The sequence below is a fragment of the Lysobacterales bacterium genome, from assembly GCA_016721845.1.
Lineage (GTDB): Bacteria > Pseudomonadota > Gammaproteobacteria > Xanthomonadales > Ahniellaceae > JADKHK01.
Genome location: JADKHK010000008.1, coordinates 154,314 through 167,697 on the forward strand (window position 1 = coordinate 154,314; position 13,384 = coordinate 167,697).

At 66.1% G+C, this 13,384-nt stretch carries 16 protein-coding genes; 12 read left to right on the forward strand and 4 right to left on the reverse strand.

From position 1 onward, the window contains the following. Positions 1-82: 82 nt before the first annotated feature. Positions 83-631 carry a hypothetical protein gene (locus tag IPP28_06195; GenBank protein ID MBL0040632.1) on the reverse strand — a complete coding sequence of 183 codons (549 nt, stop codon included), beginning with the start codon at positions 629-631 and terminating at the stop codon, positions 83-85. Between the two features lie 431 nt (positions 632-1,062). Between IPP28_06195 and IPP28_06200 the strand changes: the two genes are divergently transcribed. The 8 genes from IPP28_06200 to IPP28_06235 all read left to right on the forward strand — a co-directional run bounded on the left by IPP28_06200 (position 1,063) and on the right by IPP28_06235 (position 9,212). Further along, a complete protein-coding gene (locus tag IPP28_06200) occupies positions 1,063-2,175 on the forward strand; it encodes a hypothetical protein (GenBank protein MBL0040633.1) in 1,113 nt (370 codons plus the stop codon). Then, positions 2,172-2,663 carry a type II secretion system protein M gene (locus IPP28_06205; GenBank protein ID MBL0040634.1) on the forward strand — a complete coding sequence of 164 codons (492 nt, stop codon included), beginning with the start codon at positions 2,172-2,174 and terminating at the stop codon, positions 2,661-2,663. Before IPP28_06200 ends, IPP28_06205 begins: the two co-directional genes overlap by 4 nt. A gap of 9 nt (positions 2,664-2,672) precedes the next feature. Continuing rightward, complete coding sequence (gene gspN, locus IPP28_06210) at positions 2,673-3,437, forward strand: type II secretion system protein N (GenBank protein MBL0040635.1); 765 nt, start codon at positions 2,673-2,675, stop codon at positions 3,435-3,437. Continuing rightward, on the forward strand, positions 3,437-4,219 hold the full coding sequence (locus IPP28_06215) for an inositol-phosphate phosphatase (GenBank protein MBL0040636.1): 783 nt from the start codon (positions 3,437-3,439) through the stop codon (positions 4,217-4,219). The genes gspN and IPP28_06215 overlap by 1 nt, the downstream gene beginning before the upstream one ends. 36 nt (positions 4,220-4,255) lie before the next feature. Further along, positions 4,256-4,813: an ADP compounds hydrolase NudE gene (nudE, locus tag IPP28_06220; GenBank protein ID MBL0040637.1), complete on the forward strand. Its 558-nt coding sequence runs from the start codon at positions 4,256-4,258 to the stop codon at positions 4,811-4,813. Next, positions 4,810-5,619: a 3'(2'),5'-bisphosphate nucleotidase CysQ gene (gene cysQ / locus IPP28_06225; GenBank protein ID MBL0040638.1), complete on the forward strand. Its 810-nt coding sequence runs from the start codon at positions 4,810-4,812 to the stop codon at positions 5,617-5,619. Before nudE ends, cysQ begins: the two co-directional genes overlap by 4 nt. After that, positions 5,616-6,410, forward strand: coding sequence for a nucleoside triphosphate pyrophosphohydrolase (mazG, locus tag IPP28_06230; GenBank protein MBL0040639.1), 795 nt, complete (start codon positions 5,616-5,618; stop codon positions 6,408-6,410). The genes cysQ and mazG overlap by 4 nt, the downstream gene beginning before the upstream one ends. 153 nt (positions 6,411-6,563) lie before the next feature. After that, a complete protein-coding gene (locus tag IPP28_06235; GenBank protein MBL0040640.1) occupies positions 6,564-9,212 on the forward strand; it encodes an Ig-like domain repeat protein in 2,649 nt (882 codons plus the stop codon). A 67-nt stretch (positions 9,213-9,279) separates the two neighbouring features. On the opposite strand, the gene IPP28_06240 is transcribed toward IPP28_06235, so the two are convergent. After that, positions 9,280-9,675, reverse strand: a complete 396-nt coding sequence (locus tag IPP28_06240) for a hypothetical protein (GenBank protein MBL0040641.1) — start codon at positions 9,673-9,675, stop codon at positions 9,280-9,282. 112 nt (positions 9,676-9,787) lie between these two features. On the opposite strand from IPP28_06240, the gene IPP28_06245 reads away from it, so the two are divergent. Both IPP28_06245 and IPP28_06250 read left to right on the forward strand, forming a co-directional pair. Further along, positions 9,788-10,102 carry a DUF962 domain-containing protein gene (locus IPP28_06245; GenBank protein ID MBL0040642.1) on the forward strand — a complete coding sequence of 105 codons (315 nt, stop codon included), beginning with the start codon at positions 9,788-9,790 and terminating at the stop codon, positions 10,100-10,102. A gap of 12 nt (positions 10,103-10,114) precedes the next feature. After that, positions 10,115-10,504, forward strand: coding sequence for an MAPEG family protein (locus IPP28_06250; GenBank protein MBL0040643.1), 390 nt, complete (start codon positions 10,115-10,117; stop codon positions 10,502-10,504). 9 nt (positions 10,505-10,513) lie between these two features. On the opposite strand, the gene IPP28_06255 is transcribed toward IPP28_06250, so the two are convergent. Beyond that, on the reverse strand, positions 10,514-10,852 hold the full coding sequence (locus IPP28_06255) for a DMT family protein (protein ID MBL0040644.1): 339 nt from the start codon (positions 10,850-10,852) through the stop codon (positions 10,514-10,516). Positions 10,853-10,863: 11 nt separating this feature from the next. Next, the gene (locus IPP28_06260; GenBank protein ID MBL0040645.1) at positions 10,864-11,190 is read right to left on the reverse strand and encodes a PilZ domain-containing protein; all 327 of its coding nucleotides are present in this window, start codon (positions 11,188-11,190) and stop codon (positions 10,864-10,866) included. 133 nt (positions 11,191-11,323) lie between these two features. On the opposite strand from IPP28_06260, the gene IPP28_06265 reads away from it, so the two are divergent. Together IPP28_06265 and IPP28_06270 are read left to right on the forward strand one after the other, a co-directional pair. Next, the gene (locus tag IPP28_06265; protein ID MBL0040646.1) at positions 11,324-12,031 is read left to right on the forward strand and encodes a response regulator transcription factor; all 708 of its coding nucleotides are present in this window, start codon (positions 11,324-11,326) and stop codon (positions 12,029-12,031) included. Then, positions 12,000-13,346, forward strand: a complete 1,347-nt coding sequence (locus IPP28_06270; GenBank protein ID MBL0040647.1) for a HAMP domain-containing histidine kinase — start codon at positions 12,000-12,002, stop codon at positions 13,344-13,346. The genes IPP28_06265 and IPP28_06270 overlap by 32 nt, the downstream gene beginning before the upstream one ends. Positions 13,347-13,384 lie beyond the last annotated feature (38 nt).

Genomic DNA, 13,384 nt, shown 5'->3' on the forward strand with positions numbered 1-13,384 from the left:
GTTAAGCGGCTGCGGGCCGACGACATATCAGGAAGCATCGAAACCCCTCCCCGCGGTCCGCTTGAACTCAAAGTTAGCGAACTCACGGCACAACGCCGCTTGCAAGCCCTTCAAAGACACGCATATACGCCTCGAAGTGCGAAATGCCTGCGCCGTTTAGGGCGCTTCCAAAGTTGCGAGTGGCTGTTGTGAGGAGCAGTTCACCCGGCGAAAACCCCTTGGTGAGGTTCCCATTGGCTGGTTGCAGGAACCATACGGCAGCCGCCTTAAAGTCGGCCTTGCACTTATCTGAATCGTGAGCGATCCGATTGCGAATGCGGTTCGCGTTTGAAAGCAGATCAACCTTCGGTGTGAGCAACCCGAAATGATGCTGGGAAAAAAAGAAGTCCGCTGTTCTCCAGACCCAACGAGCGTCTGACACCTTCAAGTAGTTCTTCTGTGGATCGTAGTTGGAATCCTGGGAAAGGAGCTCATATGCGTGGCCAAGGTCCGCTGCGCGGCCGTATTTGGGCAAAGCCGTGTAACCCGAATTCGTTGCTGCGCCAGCCAGGTAACGAACTAACGCGCGCTCCAGAAACTCCTCCCATGCTGCGACTACACCAATAAACGCCAGCCCAGTGATCTGCCTCACGTGCTTAGGGTGGATCCCTGCGGGAGCGTTCGGGTGAACCTTCTGCGGCAATGCGCGCACTGCCGCGACGAGACTTCTAGCTGTCGCAATCTCTGCGAGGAAGGCGTCGCGTACGTGAGTGACCTTGGGCGGGGGACCGGGCATAGGTGTGAGTTCTAACCGCATTTCTCCGACGGAATCGTCGGGCTATGCGGGCGAGTCTGTGTGGGTGGGGAGGCGTGGGTCAAGACACTCGTTCGGTGGAATCGGAGATTGCGCCGAAGCGTCGACGTGGTTGGGGCGCGACGCGCAGGCGGGTCCGACGAGGGTGGCGGGATCAAGCTGAGTGCGACGGTGGAGTCGCGATTGCGGGCGGCGGCACTGCAGGCGGTTTCCGTCGGAGAATGTTGAGTAGAATCGGGGAATGACGAACACAGCCGGTGCCCGGGCGCATGCGTGATGGATTGCTGATTCGCTGGCGCGGGCCGGGCGAGGCGCTGGAATGGCTGCGGGTCGAGGACGGGCGGGCCGGATTCGTGCAGCACGAACAGGCCCCGGCCGCGGCGGTGCTGGCCAAGGCGGCGCGCATCACGGTGCTGGTGCCGGCCGAGGATGTGCTGAGCATCGGGCTCGACCTGCCGGCGCGCAAACCCGACGCCGCCCGCTCGGCCGCCGCGTTTGCGGCCGAGGAACAGGTCGCGGCACCGATCGAGACGGTCCAGGTGGCGCTCGGCGAGGCGGCGAACGATGGCCGCTGGTCCTGTGCGGTCATCGCACGGCCGAAACTCGCGGCGATCCAGTCGGACCTGGCGCAACGCGGCGTTGTCGCTGATGCCCTGCATGCCGATGCCGCCTGTCTGGCCGTGGGTCGCACGCTGCGCAGCGGGAACCGGGTGCTGGCGCGGCTGGATCGCGAACGGGCCGTGGCCGGCGACGCGGCATGGTGGTCGCGCGTCGCGGCGAGTGTGGCCGATCTCGCGGCGCCGGAAACCGTCGACGAACTGCTGCCGGAACTGGCACGCGGCTTGTCGCTGGCGGCACCGGTCAATCTGCTGCAGGGCGAATTCGCCGGCCGTCACCGGGGTGCCGGCGCACTGCGCTGGTGGGCCTGGGCGGCGATGTTCGCGCTCGCCGCGATCCTGCTGCAGACCCTGTGGATGCAACTCGATGCCTGGCGCCTGCAGCGGCGCGTCGATGCGCTGAATGCGGCGATGGTGCAGGTGTATCGCGAACGCTTCCCGGACGCACAGCGCGTGCCGAATCCGCGACTGATGCTGGAAAATGCGCTGAAACAGGCCGGTGCCGGAGGCGATGCCGGGGATTCCGGACTGTCCCTGCTCGCGCGCGCGGCACCGGTGCTCGGCAACCAGACCGGCTCGCAGCTCAGTGGTGCCGAGTACCGCGGCGGGCGTCTCGAGTTGCGCATCGATGCGCCGGATATCGGCGCGCTCGACTCCTTGCGCGAAAGCCTGGCGAGCTCGCTCGGCATGCCGGTGACGCTGGACAGCGCAACCGCCGACCAGGGCCGCATCGATGGCCGCCTGCGCATCGGCGGTGCGCAATGAAGGCCTGGTGGTCGGCTCTGTCCGAACGCGATCGACGCATGCTGTCGATCGGTGGCCTCGTCGTCGCGGCCCTGCTGTTCTGGGCCTTGTGGTTCGATCCGCTGCTGCAGTCGCGGCGCAATCTCGCCGATAGCGTGAAGCAGGCCGAGGCCGATCTCGTCTACATGCAGGCGGCGTCGCAACGGCTGGCGGCGATGCAGTCGACCGGCACCGCCACGGTGTTCGACCGCGGGGGCCGTTCCCTGCTGGCCCTGGCCGACGCCAGTGCGCGCGAGGCCCAGCTCGCGAACGTGTTGAAGCGCATCGAGCCGGTGTCGAGCGGGCGCGTGTCGGTATGGCTGGAAGCAGCCCCGTTCGACGCGATGGCGGCGTGGCTGGAACAGTTGCAGAACAGCTACGGCATTCGTGCCGAGGAATTTTCCGTGTCGCGGACGGTCGCACCCGGCCAGGTCGACGCGCGCATCGTGCTGGTCGATCCAGCTGCATAGGGGTCACTGATGAAGAAGTTGCTGGGCTGGATGCTGGCCCTGGTCGTGTTGTCGGTCCTGTTCGTGGTCATCGTCGCGGCCACCCTGCCGGCCGCCACGGCCTATCGCTTTGTCGAACCGAAGCTGCAACCGCTGCGGCTGCAGGGCATCGAAGGCAACCTGTGGACGGGGCGCGCGACGCAGCTGAGCGTGTACGCGGTCCCGCTCGGGGAATTGCGCTGGACGCTTGAGCCCGGAGGCGCCCTCGTGTTGCATGCACGCGGCGAAGCCGCCCTGATCGGACGCGATCTGAATGCAATCACGCAGTTCGATGCCAGTCGCGAGCATGTCTCGCTGCGCCAGACCGACGCTCGCATTCCGGCCAGCGTGCTCGCGCCCGCGCTCGACATTCCGTCGCTGGTCCTGCTCGGCGACCTGAATCTGAAGCTGGTGTCCGCGGAGGTGCACAACGGTCTGGTCAATGCCGCCGAGGGCATGCTGGTCTGGCGCAATGCCGGGGTCAGCGGTGCCGCCGAGGCGCGCTTCTCCGATGTCACCGTGAGTTTTTCCTCGCCGCGCGCCGGCGTGATCGAGGGGATCGTGCGCGATGGCGGCGGCTCGCTCGCCGCGGAAGGTCGCATCCTGATCGAACGCGAGCGCTTCAACGCCGAGATCACCCTCGGTGTGCGCGGCGAAGATCCGCAACTGGCCGAAGCCCTGTTGTACGTCGGCCAGCGAACGCCGGATTGGCGGTCGCTGCTGCGCGTCGACGGCACGCTGCGGAGACTGTTCTGATGACCGCGCCCACGCCGGAATTTCTGGACGCCGCGCTCGCGGTGGCGCGAGCGGCAGCCGATGCCGCCGAAATCGTGGTCGCGCGCCACTATCGCGCGCGCTTCGAGGTCGAGATCAAGGCCGATGCCTCGCCGGTGACGATCGCGGACCGCGAGGCCGAACAAGCCATCCTGGCGGTGCTCCGCGCGGCCTATCCGGACCATGCCGTGTACGGCGAGGAATATGGCCGCAGCGGCGACAGCGATTTCCTGTGGCTGATCGACCCGATCGACGGCACCAAAGCCTTCGTCCGCGGCTATCCGGTGTTCTCGACCCAGATCGCGCTGATGCATCGCGGCGAGCTGGTGCTCGGCGTGTCCAGCGCCGGCCAGTTCGGCGAACGCGCCTGGGCGCGTCGTGGCGGCGGTGCCTTCGTGAACAACGAGCGCGTGCAGATCGGCCCGGCGATGAAGCTCGCCGACGCGCAATTGTCGGTCGGCAACGTCAAGACGCTGGCGTCCGACCCTCGACGCTGGCTGGCCCTGGCCGAACTGGTTCGCGGCGCGAACCGCACCCGTGGCTACGGTGATTTCCTGCACTACCACTACCTGGCGCGTGGTGCGGTCGATGCCGTCATCGAGTCGGATGTGAACATTCTCGACATCGCCGCGTTGGCGGTGATCGTGCGTGAAGCCGGTGCCGTGTTCAGCGAACTCGATGGCACGCCCCTGACCCTGGACACACGCTCGGTGCTGGCCGCGGTGCCGGCCCTGCATGACGAACTGCGGGCGCGGCTGGCCTGAAGCGGGGCTCGACCGCGCGCCCGCTAGAATGCGGGCATGAAAAAACTTCCGATCATTCACGACCGCCGCCTGCTCGGCGAAGGCACACGCTTTCCGGTCGAGCAGATCGATCTCGAATTCAGCAACGGCGAAAAGCGCACTTACGAGCGCCTGCCCGGGTCCGGTCGCGGTGCGGTGATCATCGTGCCGATGCGCGACCCGGAGACCGTGCTGCTGATCCGCGAATACGTCTGCGGCCTGCATGCTTATGAACTCGGCCTGCCCAAGGGACGCCTGGAACGCGGCGAAGACGTGCTCGAAGGCGCTAATCGCGAACTGAAGGAAGAAGTCGGTGTCGGCGCGCGCCGGCTCAGCATCCTGCGCACGCTCTCGCTGGCGCCGACCTACATGGCCCACGTCACCCATGTCGTGCTCGCCGAAGACCTGTATCCCGAGAAGCTCGAAGGCGACGAACCCGAGGAACTCGAAGTCGTGCCCTGGCGGCTCGACCAGTTACACGAACTGGTGCAACGCGAGGACGTGACCGAGGGGCGCTCGATCGCCGCGCTGTTCATGGCGCGCGAAGTGCTGATGCGTCGCGGAAGTGGGGCATGATGGTGGCGACGCAGCAGTTGCTGGAGGCGTTGCGCACGCTCGCGAAGGATGCCGCCGCGGCGATCATGGCCGTGTACCAGCAGGACTTCGACGTGACACGCAAGGACGATCGCTCGCCGTTGACCGCGGCCGATCTCGCCTCGCACCGGATTCTCGTTGACGGCCTGCGCGCGTTGACGCCCGAGATCCCGGTGCTGTCCGAGGAATGTGCCGACCTCGATGTCACCGAGCGTCGCGGCTGGGACCGCTACTGGTGCGTCGATCCGCTCGATGGCACGCGCGAGTTCGTGAAGCGCAACGGCGAGTTCTGCATCTGCATCGCGCTGATCGAGGAGGGCGCGCCGACGATCGGTCTCGTGCATGCGCCCGTGACCGGTCGTTGCCACTACGCGGCACGCGGCATGGGCGCCTTCGTCGCAGCGGCGGACGGTACGACGCACGGTCTTCGCGCCTCGCATCCGGCCGCGTCCTGGCGTGTCGCCGGCAGTCGCTCGCATGGCGATGCGCGCAGCGACGGTGTGCTCGCCAAACTCGGACCGAACGAGCATCGCCCGATGGGCTCGGCGCTGAAGTTCGGGCTGATCGCCGAAGCGGCGGCCGACCTGTACCTGCGCTTCGGCCCGACCAGCGAGTGGGATACCGCCGCCGGGCAATGCATCGTCGAGGAAGCCGGCGGTGCCGTGCTCGATCTGCACGGCCAGCCGCTGCGCTACAACCAGCGCGACAGCATTCTCAATCCCGATTTCGTGGCCTTCGGTGCGCTGGATGCGACACAGCGCGCGCAGCTGTTCGGAGCGCTGGCATGAGCCCGTCGCCGATCGAGCGCCTGCGCGCGATCATGGCCAGGCTGCGTGATCCAGACGGCGGCTGTCCGTGGGACGTGCAGCAGGATTTTGCGTCGGTGGCGCCGTACACGATCGAAGAGGCCTACGAGGTTGCCGATGCCATCGATCGCGGCGACCGCGCCGATCTGCGCGAGGAACTGGGGGATCTGCTGCTGCAGGTCGTCTTCCACGCCAGGATGGCCGAGGAGGAGGGCAGTTTCGTGTTCGACGACGTGGTCGAGGGCATCTGCGACAAGATGATCCGGCGCCACCCGCACGTGTTCGGCGACGCCGTCGTCGAGGATGCGGCGGCGCAGACGCGCGCCTGGGAAGCACACAAGCGCCGCGAGAAGGCAGGGCACGACGACCAGAGCGCATTGGCGGGCGTGGCGGCCGGTCTGCCGGAATGGATGCGGGCGCTGAAATTGCAGAAGCGTGCGGCGGCGGTCGGCTTCGAATGGCCGGACGCGCAACCGGTGCTCGACAAGCTGCACGAGGAAGTCGAGGAAGTGCGTGCGGAATTCGCGAACGGCGCGGACCCGCAACGACTGCTCGACGAAGTCGGCGACGTGCTGTTCGTCGCGGTGAATCTCGCACGCCATGCCGGCGTCGATCCGTCGGCGGCGCTGCGGCATGCCAACGCAAAGTTCGAGCGACGCTTCCGGCACATGGAGGCGGCAGCGAGTGCGAATGGCACCGGCCTTTCGTCGCTCGACCTCGAGGCGCAGTCGCAACTCTGGAACCGGGCCAAGCGTGACGAATCCGTTCGCTGAACGTGTCGTGAAAGCGATGAGCGGTGCGACGGGCGGAACGAAATTCAAACGAGCGCGCGACTACACTGCCGTTCATCGCACCATGCTTCGGCATGGGCAAGGCTGACCAAGGTGCACAGACACCCGAGGCCGTTCGCAAATTCGGAGTGAGAAATGATCAAACGAGTGATGCTCTGGGCCGCCTTGGTCTCGATGACGAGTGCGATGGCGGCGGAGCCGCTGCAACGCAGTCTGGGCCCTGCGCGGACGTTTCCGACCCAGTCAATGCCGAGCAAGGCGCAGTCGGCGGCTTTCGCGAAGGCAGTGCTGGCGAACGTTCCCGAAAGTCAGCGATTGCGGTCGGCGGACAGTACCGCGGCCGGCTTCGATCAGTTTGGCTACAGCGTCGCGGTCGATAGCAACACGGCCGTGATTGGCATCTGGGGCAACGACGAAGGCGCAGCCGATGCGGGTGAAGGCGATGGTGCTGTCGAAGTGTGGCTGCGCAGCGGGAACACTTGGGCCTTGCAGCAGCGCATTATTCCCGCCGATTTGGCGCTCGGCGACAATTTCGGTTGGTCGGTCGCGATTTCCGGCGACACGATGGCGGTTGGCAGCCCATTTGCCGATGCGGGCGGTGTCGATTCCGGTGCAGTCTACGTTTACGTCCGTTCTGCGGGCGTCTGGTCCTTGCAGCAGAAATTGGCCGGGACTCTCGTGGATGGGGGCGACCGTTTTGGATACTCCGTCGATATCGACGGCAACACTGTCATCGCCGGTGCAAAGACCGATGAAGTCGGTGCCGTCGTCGCTGGCGCCGCTTACGTGTTCACGCGCTCGGGTTCGATTTGGTCGCAGCAAGGACGGTTGACGGTGTCCGGACCCTTGGGGCAGGAGGCGGATGCATTCGGGTCCGCCGTTCGTGTGTCCGGGGACTATGCGGTCATCGGCGCTGAGTATGCCAATACGGTTGCGGGCGAGGATGCCGGTGCGGCTTACGTGTTCAAGCGCGCGGCGAGCGTCTGGAGCCAACAGGTGTCCTTGTTCTCCAATGCTCCGAGCGCTGGCGCTCAATTCGGTCATGCCGTTGCGATCGATGGCGGCACGATCGTCGTGTCCGATCACAACCGATCATCCTCCACCGGCCGCGCGGTGGTGTACACGGGCGCAGACGCGACTTGGACCGTGCAGCAAACGCTGTCCGCAAGTGACGGACAGCCGTCCGACTTCTTCGGCCATGCCCTGTCGATCGTCGGCGATGCCTTGCTGGTCGGCGCGTATCAAGCCGACCTCGGAAGCAATATCGATCGCGGCTCGGCGTATCGGTTCACGCGCTCTGGATCCGTCTGGACGCAAATCGACAAGTATCTTGCGAGCGACGCGTCCACCACGTCGGAGTCGGAGCATTTCGGTTTCGACGTGTGCCTGACGCCCGGTGCCGCGGTAGTCGGGGCGCCTCAGGACGAAGTGGTCGTCGCGGGTCCGAGCACGCTGCAGGATGCCGGTGCGGTATACGTCTATCACCTCGGCACACCGACCACGACCATCCAGATCCTCAATCCGGTTCCCGCCACCTTCGGCGGCATTCTCGGACTGAGCGCGCAGGTCACCGGCGGTACCCCGACCGGCAATGTCGAGTTCCGCAACGGCCTGACCGTGCTGGCCTCGGTCGCGCTCAACGGCTCCGGCGTCGCGGCGACCACGATCACGCCGAATGCCGGCGCGTACTCCGTCACCGCGTTCTACCTCGGCGACGGCACGCACCTGTCGAGCAATTCCAGCGCGACCGCGTTCACCGTGGCCAAGGCGACGACATCGTTGAGCCTCGGCAGCAACAATTCGCCGAGCACCTACGGCCAGAACGTGACGTTCACGGCGACGGTTTCGACGACGGCTCCCGGCGCCAGCCCGGTGACGGGCAGCGTCGAATTCCGCGACAACGGCGTGTTGCTCGCGACCGTCCCGCTGTCCAGCGGCACCGCATCACACACGACCAACGCGCTGCCGCACAACACCGGGATCGCGCATCCGATCACCGCGAGCTTCATCGCCAACACGAACTACACGGCCAGCACCGGCAGCACGATCAACCATGTCGTGAACAAGGCGGTGCCGACCTTGACCCTGGTCTCCAATCCGAACCCGTCCCTGTTCGGGCAATCGGTGGCGATCACCGGGACGCTGAGTGGCGGCCTTGCACCGACCGGCACCGTCACCTTCTTCGATGGCATCACCTTGATGGGATCGAACAATCTCGTCGCCGGCGTGGCAACACGCAATACCAGTGCGCTCGCGTTGGGTGCGCATAGCCTGCAGGCGACGTATGCGGGCGACGACAACCATGATTCGGCCAACACGTCCGCGCCGACCGTCCACAACGTCCTGCCCTCGGCCGATGTCTCGGTGACCAAGACGAATGGGACGAGCTTCGTGCAATCCGGGCAGGACACGACCTACACGATCGTCGTCAACAATCCCGCGGGGGGTGCCGACACCGATGGCCTGCTGGTCAACGACACCTTGAATCCGGCCCAGTTCGATGTCCCGAACGCCGACTGGAGCTGCGCGCCGGCCGGCATCTGCACGCCCGAGAGCGGTACCGGCAACCTCGCCAACCTGCCGCTCGACCTGCCGGCCGGCAGCAGCGTCACCATCACCGTCACCGTGCCGGTCCTGCCCGAAGCCGAATCCGGCGTCTCGAACACGGTCTCGCTGACGATGCCGGTCGACGTCGGCGATCCGAACCCGAGCAACAACACGGCGACCGACAGCGACGGCTCCGGCCTGTTCAACGACGGCTTCGAAAGCGGCCCGGCGAGCTGATCCGCCGGACGCGCGCCGGCGGCGACGCGATGAGGGCCCGCACTGCGGGCCCTTTGCGTTTATGCGTTCAGCGCAGCTCAGCGAGCTTCTTGTCGATGCGGGCGCGCAGTTCGGCGATGGTCTGGTCGGGGTGGGCGATGCGGTCGGCTTGGCGCAGGCGGCGTTCGGCGAATTCGCGCAATTTCGGCTGCTCGGTGCGTTTGAGTAGGTCCTGGTACATCGCGACGATCGCGGTCTCGTCGCCCTGCTTGCGATAGAGCATTTCGAGGCGGCGCAGGTCGATGGCGACGGCCAGTTCCGGGTGCTTGCGCAGGGCACGCGCGAAGCGTGCCCTGGCGACCGGTCCCGGGTGCATCTGGCCGTGGCCGGGGCCATCGTGCGGATGTGCGGTGAGTGGCAGCGGAGCGGCGAAGCCCAGCGCCAATGCGGCGCCGAGCAGCAGCGGTTTCAGCGGAAATGTCATGGCTGGTCTCCAGTGGTTGCGCACCCTTTGTGCGTCATTCCCACAACGTCGCGGCCACCACGGCGTTGACGATGACTTGCGACACATCGTCATTCGCGCAAGGCTAGTCGCCATGGACACGACCCAGCGCTACGCCAGTTTCGCCGAGTTCTACCCGTTCTACCTGGGCGAGCATGCGCATCCGGTCTGCCGGCGCTTGCATGTCGTCGGCAGTACCCTGGTGCTCGCGATCATCGTGGCGGTGATCGCCCGGATCGTGTCGCCCTGGGCCCTGCTGGCATTGCCGCTGGTCGGCTATGGTTTCGCCTGGATCGGGCACTTCTACTTCGAGAAGAACAAGCCGGCCACGTTCAAATATCCCCTCTACAGTTTCGCCGGCGATTGGGTGATGTACCGCGACATCCTGATCGGCCGCATTCCCTTCTGACCGGAGTTCGCCATGTCCTGGATCGCCCTCGTTGCCGTGCTCGCACTGCTGCAGTTCTTCGTGTTCGGCGCACTGGTTGCGCGCGCGCGCGGCCGCTACGGGGTGAGTGCGCCGGCGACCACCGGCCACGAGATGTTCGAGCGCTATTACCGCGTGCAGTACAACACCCTGGAGCAGATCGTGGTGTTGCTGCCGGCCCTGTTCCTGTCCGCGCAATACGGTTTCGGCGCAGCCTGGATGTCGGCGGCCCTCGGTGCGGTCTACCTGCTCGGTCGCCAGATCTATCTGATCAGTTACGTGCGAGATCCGAAGTCGCGCGGACTCGGCTTCGGGCTGTCGGCGATCCCGGTCGTGATCCTGCTGCTCAACGCCGGCGCCGGCGCGGTGAAATCCCTGCTCTGAGCGCCTGGTTCAGCGCGCGAACACGAAGCCCGCGCCGATCGCGATCAGGCTGAAGCCGATGAGGTGGTTCCAGCGCAGCGGTTCGCCGAGATACCACACGGCAAAGCCGACGAACACGGTCAGCGAAATCACTTCCTGGATCGTCTTCAGCTGCGCCGCCGAATACACCGAGTGGCCGTAGCGGTTGGCCGGCACCTGCAGCACGTATTCGAAGAAGGCGATGCCCCAGCTCGCGAGGATCACGATCCACAGCGGATGCGCCTTGTATTTCAGATGCCCGTACCAGGCGAACGTCATGAACACGTTCGATGCGAACAGCAACACGATCGGGGTCCAGTAGGGATTCATCGCGGCTCGCGTCAGCCGTTGTCGCCTTCGAGGAAGCGCGCCTCGTACATCAGCGCCTGGATGCGCTGCTCCTGTCCTGGCAGGAACATCACGCCGAGATGATCGGGCGCCAAGCGCACGACCCGGGCCGCGACACCGATGACGGTGTCCTGGTCGAGCATGAAGTAGACGCGCAACTGCTCGACGGCGGTCGGCGGCCATTTTTTCGGTTTGCCGAGCCGTGCGCCACCGGCCGAGAGGTCCCAGACTTCGCTCAGGTAGCCGTCATCGCCGACGATCAGCATCGCCGCGGTAAAGACGTCTTTGCGCGGGTGGACGCGCTTTTCGGAAAGGTCCATGGCGCGACCTTATCGGGCTGGCCGGGCGCTCGGCAAGCCGGGTGCGGGACGGTCTTCACGCTGCTACGACGCCGCTTGACCTGTAATCTTCACAACTGTGAAGGAGATCGCCATGACGGCGCAAACAGAGTCGATGGGTTTGGTTCTGCTGGTCGAGGACAATCGCGGCATCGCCGAGATGGTGGGCGAGTTCCTGGAGCGCCGCGGCTACAGCGTCGATTACGCCGCCGACGGCTTGTCCGGGCTGCGGCTGGCCTCGGCCGAGCCTTATGACGTGATCGTGCTCGACCTGATGCTGCCCGGCATCGATGGCCTGGAGCTGTGCCGCCGTTTGCGCAATGACGCGAAGAAGTCGACGCCGGTGCTGATGCTGACGGCGCGCGACACGCTGGACGACAAGCTCGTCGGGCTTGATGCCGGTGCCGACGATTATCTGGTCAAGCCGTTCGAGATCCGCGAACTGGAAGCGCGCGTCCGGGCCCTGATCCGGCGCGATCGGCGGATGGTCTCGACCGAAGTCTTGCGCGTCGCCGACCTGGTGCTCGACACGGCCACGCTGCGGGCGACCCGTGATGGCCGCGATCTGGCCTTGTCCCCGATCGGCCTGAAGCTGCTGACCATCCTGATGCGCGAATCACCGCGCGTGGTCACGCGCCGGGACATCGAGCGCGAAGTCTGGGGTGACTTGCTGCCGGATTCGGACACCTTGCGCAGCCACCTCTACAACTTGCGCAAGATCATCGACAAGCCCTTCGACAAACAGCTGCTGCATACCATCCACAGCGCCGGTTACCGCCTGGCCGATCTCGATGCCGAACTCGTCGCCGCCAAGGCAGGCTGACCCGTTGGCGACCACCGGGCGCGGCCTGCGTGGCCGCCTCTGGGTCGCGTTCGTGATGCAGACGGTCGCGATCGCGCTCGCGACCCTGTTCGGCGTCTATGCTGCAATGCTGGTGCTGCGCGACGTACTGATCCAGCGGGCCCTGGTCGAGGAAGCGCAGCACTACTGGAAGCGACTGGACGCCGATCCCGCGGCGGCCCTGCCGGACACCTACAACATGCAGGGCTACCTCGACACCGTGCTTCATCCCGGCGATGCGGTGCCGGCCTATCTGCGCGATCTCGCGCCGGGTTACCACAGCATCCATGCCACCGAGGTCGATGAACTCGTGTGGGTCGGCGACCGTGACGGACGCCGCCTGTGGCTGGTGTTCGACCAGCATCAGGTCGACCGCCTCGCGCTCTGGTTCGGTCTGGTGCCGCTGACCCTGGTGCTCGGCACCGTTTACCTGGTGTCGTGGACCACCTATCGCGCCTCGCGGCGCGCGGTGTCGCCCGTGATCCGCCTCGCCGAAGTGGTGCGCGAACAGGACCCGAAGAATCATGATTGGCAGGCGATCTGTGCCGTCGCCCGGGCGAGCGATGCCGACGACGAGGTCATCATCCTTGCCGACGCGATCCGCGGCTTCGCACAACGCAACGCCGAATTCGTCGAACGCGAGCGCAACTTCACCCGGGATGCCAGCCATGAGCTGCGCACGCCGCTGACCGTGATCAAGGTCGCAGCCGACGTGCTGGAAGAGGAGGCCCTGAGCGCGTTCGGATCGCGCTCGGTCAGTCGCATCAAGCGCGCGGCGCGCGACATGGAGGCGTTGATCCAGGCGTTCCTGATCCTGGCGCGAGAAGGCGATACAGGCCTGCCCAGCGAACGCTTCGTGGTCAACGACATCGCCGCGGAAGAGGTCGAGCGTGCGCAGGACCTGGTCGCCGGCAAGCCGGTGACGATCCGCTTTGTCGCCGAGGCACGCATCGAGCTCGATGCACCACCGCGCGTGTTCGCGGTGATGATTTCCAACCTGCTGCGCAATGCCTGCCAATACACCGAGCAGGGCGAGGTCGTGGTCACGCTCGGCGAGCACTTCGTGCGCGTCGACGACAGCGGCCGTGGCATGGCGCCCGAGGATGTCGCGCACGCGTTCGAGCCGTTCTATCGCGGCAAGGGCGCGGGCAAGGGCGGGCATGGCGTCGGATTGACCATCGTCCGGCGCCTGGCCGACCGCTTCGGCTGGCCGGTGACCCTCGAATCCACCCTCGGCATCGGGACGCGCGCCACCATCGCGCTGCCGCAGGCGCGCGCAACCGCCCTGATCGAATAGGATGCGCGGCGCGCGATCGGCGTGTCGGGGTGGGCGTG

What these genes read in the sequence shown, in the direction of transcription:
- IPP28_06200 (MBL0040633.1), top strand. Translation starts at nt 1,063, where the DNA reads ATGCGTGATGGATTGCTGATTCGCTGGCGCGGGCCGGGCGAGGCGCTG.
- IPP28_06205 (MBL0040634.1), top strand. Translation starts at nt 2,172, where the DNA reads ATGAAGGCCTGGTGGTCGGCTCTGTCCGAACGCGATCGACGCATGCTG.
- gspN (MBL0040635.1), top strand. Translation starts at nt 2,673, where the DNA reads ATGAAGAAGTTGCTGGGCTGGATGCTGGCCCTGGTCGTGTTGTCGGTC.
- IPP28_06215 (MBL0040636.1), top strand. Translation starts at nt 3,437, where the DNA reads ATGACCGCGCCCACGCCGGAATTTCTGGACGCCGCGCTCGCGGTGGCG.
- nudE (MBL0040637.1), top strand. Translation starts at nt 4,256, where the DNA reads ATGAAAAAACTTCCGATCATTCACGACCGCCGCCTGCTCGGCGAAGGC.
- cysQ (MBL0040638.1), top strand. Translation starts at nt 4,810, where the DNA reads ATGATGGTGGCGACGCAGCAGTTGCTGGAGGCGTTGCGCACGCTCGCG.
- mazG (MBL0040639.1), top strand. Translation starts at nt 5,616, where the DNA reads ATGAGCCCGTCGCCGATCGAGCGCCTGCGCGCGATCATGGCCAGGCTG.
- IPP28_06235 (MBL0040640.1), top strand. Translation starts at nt 6,564, where the DNA reads ATGATCAAACGAGTGATGCTCTGGGCCGCCTTGGTCTCGATGACGAGT.
- IPP28_06240 (MBL0040641.1), bottom strand. Translation starts at nt 9,675, where the DNA reads ATGACATTTCCGCTGAAACCGCTGCTGCTCGGCGCCGCATTGGCGCTG.
- IPP28_06245 (MBL0040642.1), top strand. Translation starts at nt 9,788, where the DNA reads ATGGACACGACCCAGCGCTACGCCAGTTTCGCCGAGTTCTACCCGTTC.
- IPP28_06250 (MBL0040643.1), top strand. Translation starts at nt 10,115, where the DNA reads ATGTCCTGGATCGCCCTCGTTGCCGTGCTCGCACTGCTGCAGTTCTTC.
- IPP28_06255 (MBL0040644.1), bottom strand. Translation starts at nt 10,852, where the DNA reads ATGAATCCCTACTGGACCCCGATCGTGTTGCTGTTCGCATCGAACGTG.
- IPP28_06260 (MBL0040645.1), bottom strand. Translation starts at nt 11,190, where the DNA reads ATGGACCTTTCCGAAAAGCGCGTCCACCCGCGCAAAGACGTCTTTACC.
- IPP28_06265 (MBL0040646.1), top strand. Translation starts at nt 11,324, where the DNA reads ATGGGTTTGGTTCTGCTGGTCGAGGACAATCGCGGCATCGCCGAGATG.
- IPP28_06270 (MBL0040647.1), top strand. Translation starts at nt 12,000, where the DNA reads ATGCCGAACTCGTCGCCGCCAAGGCAGGCTGACCCGTTGGCGACCACC.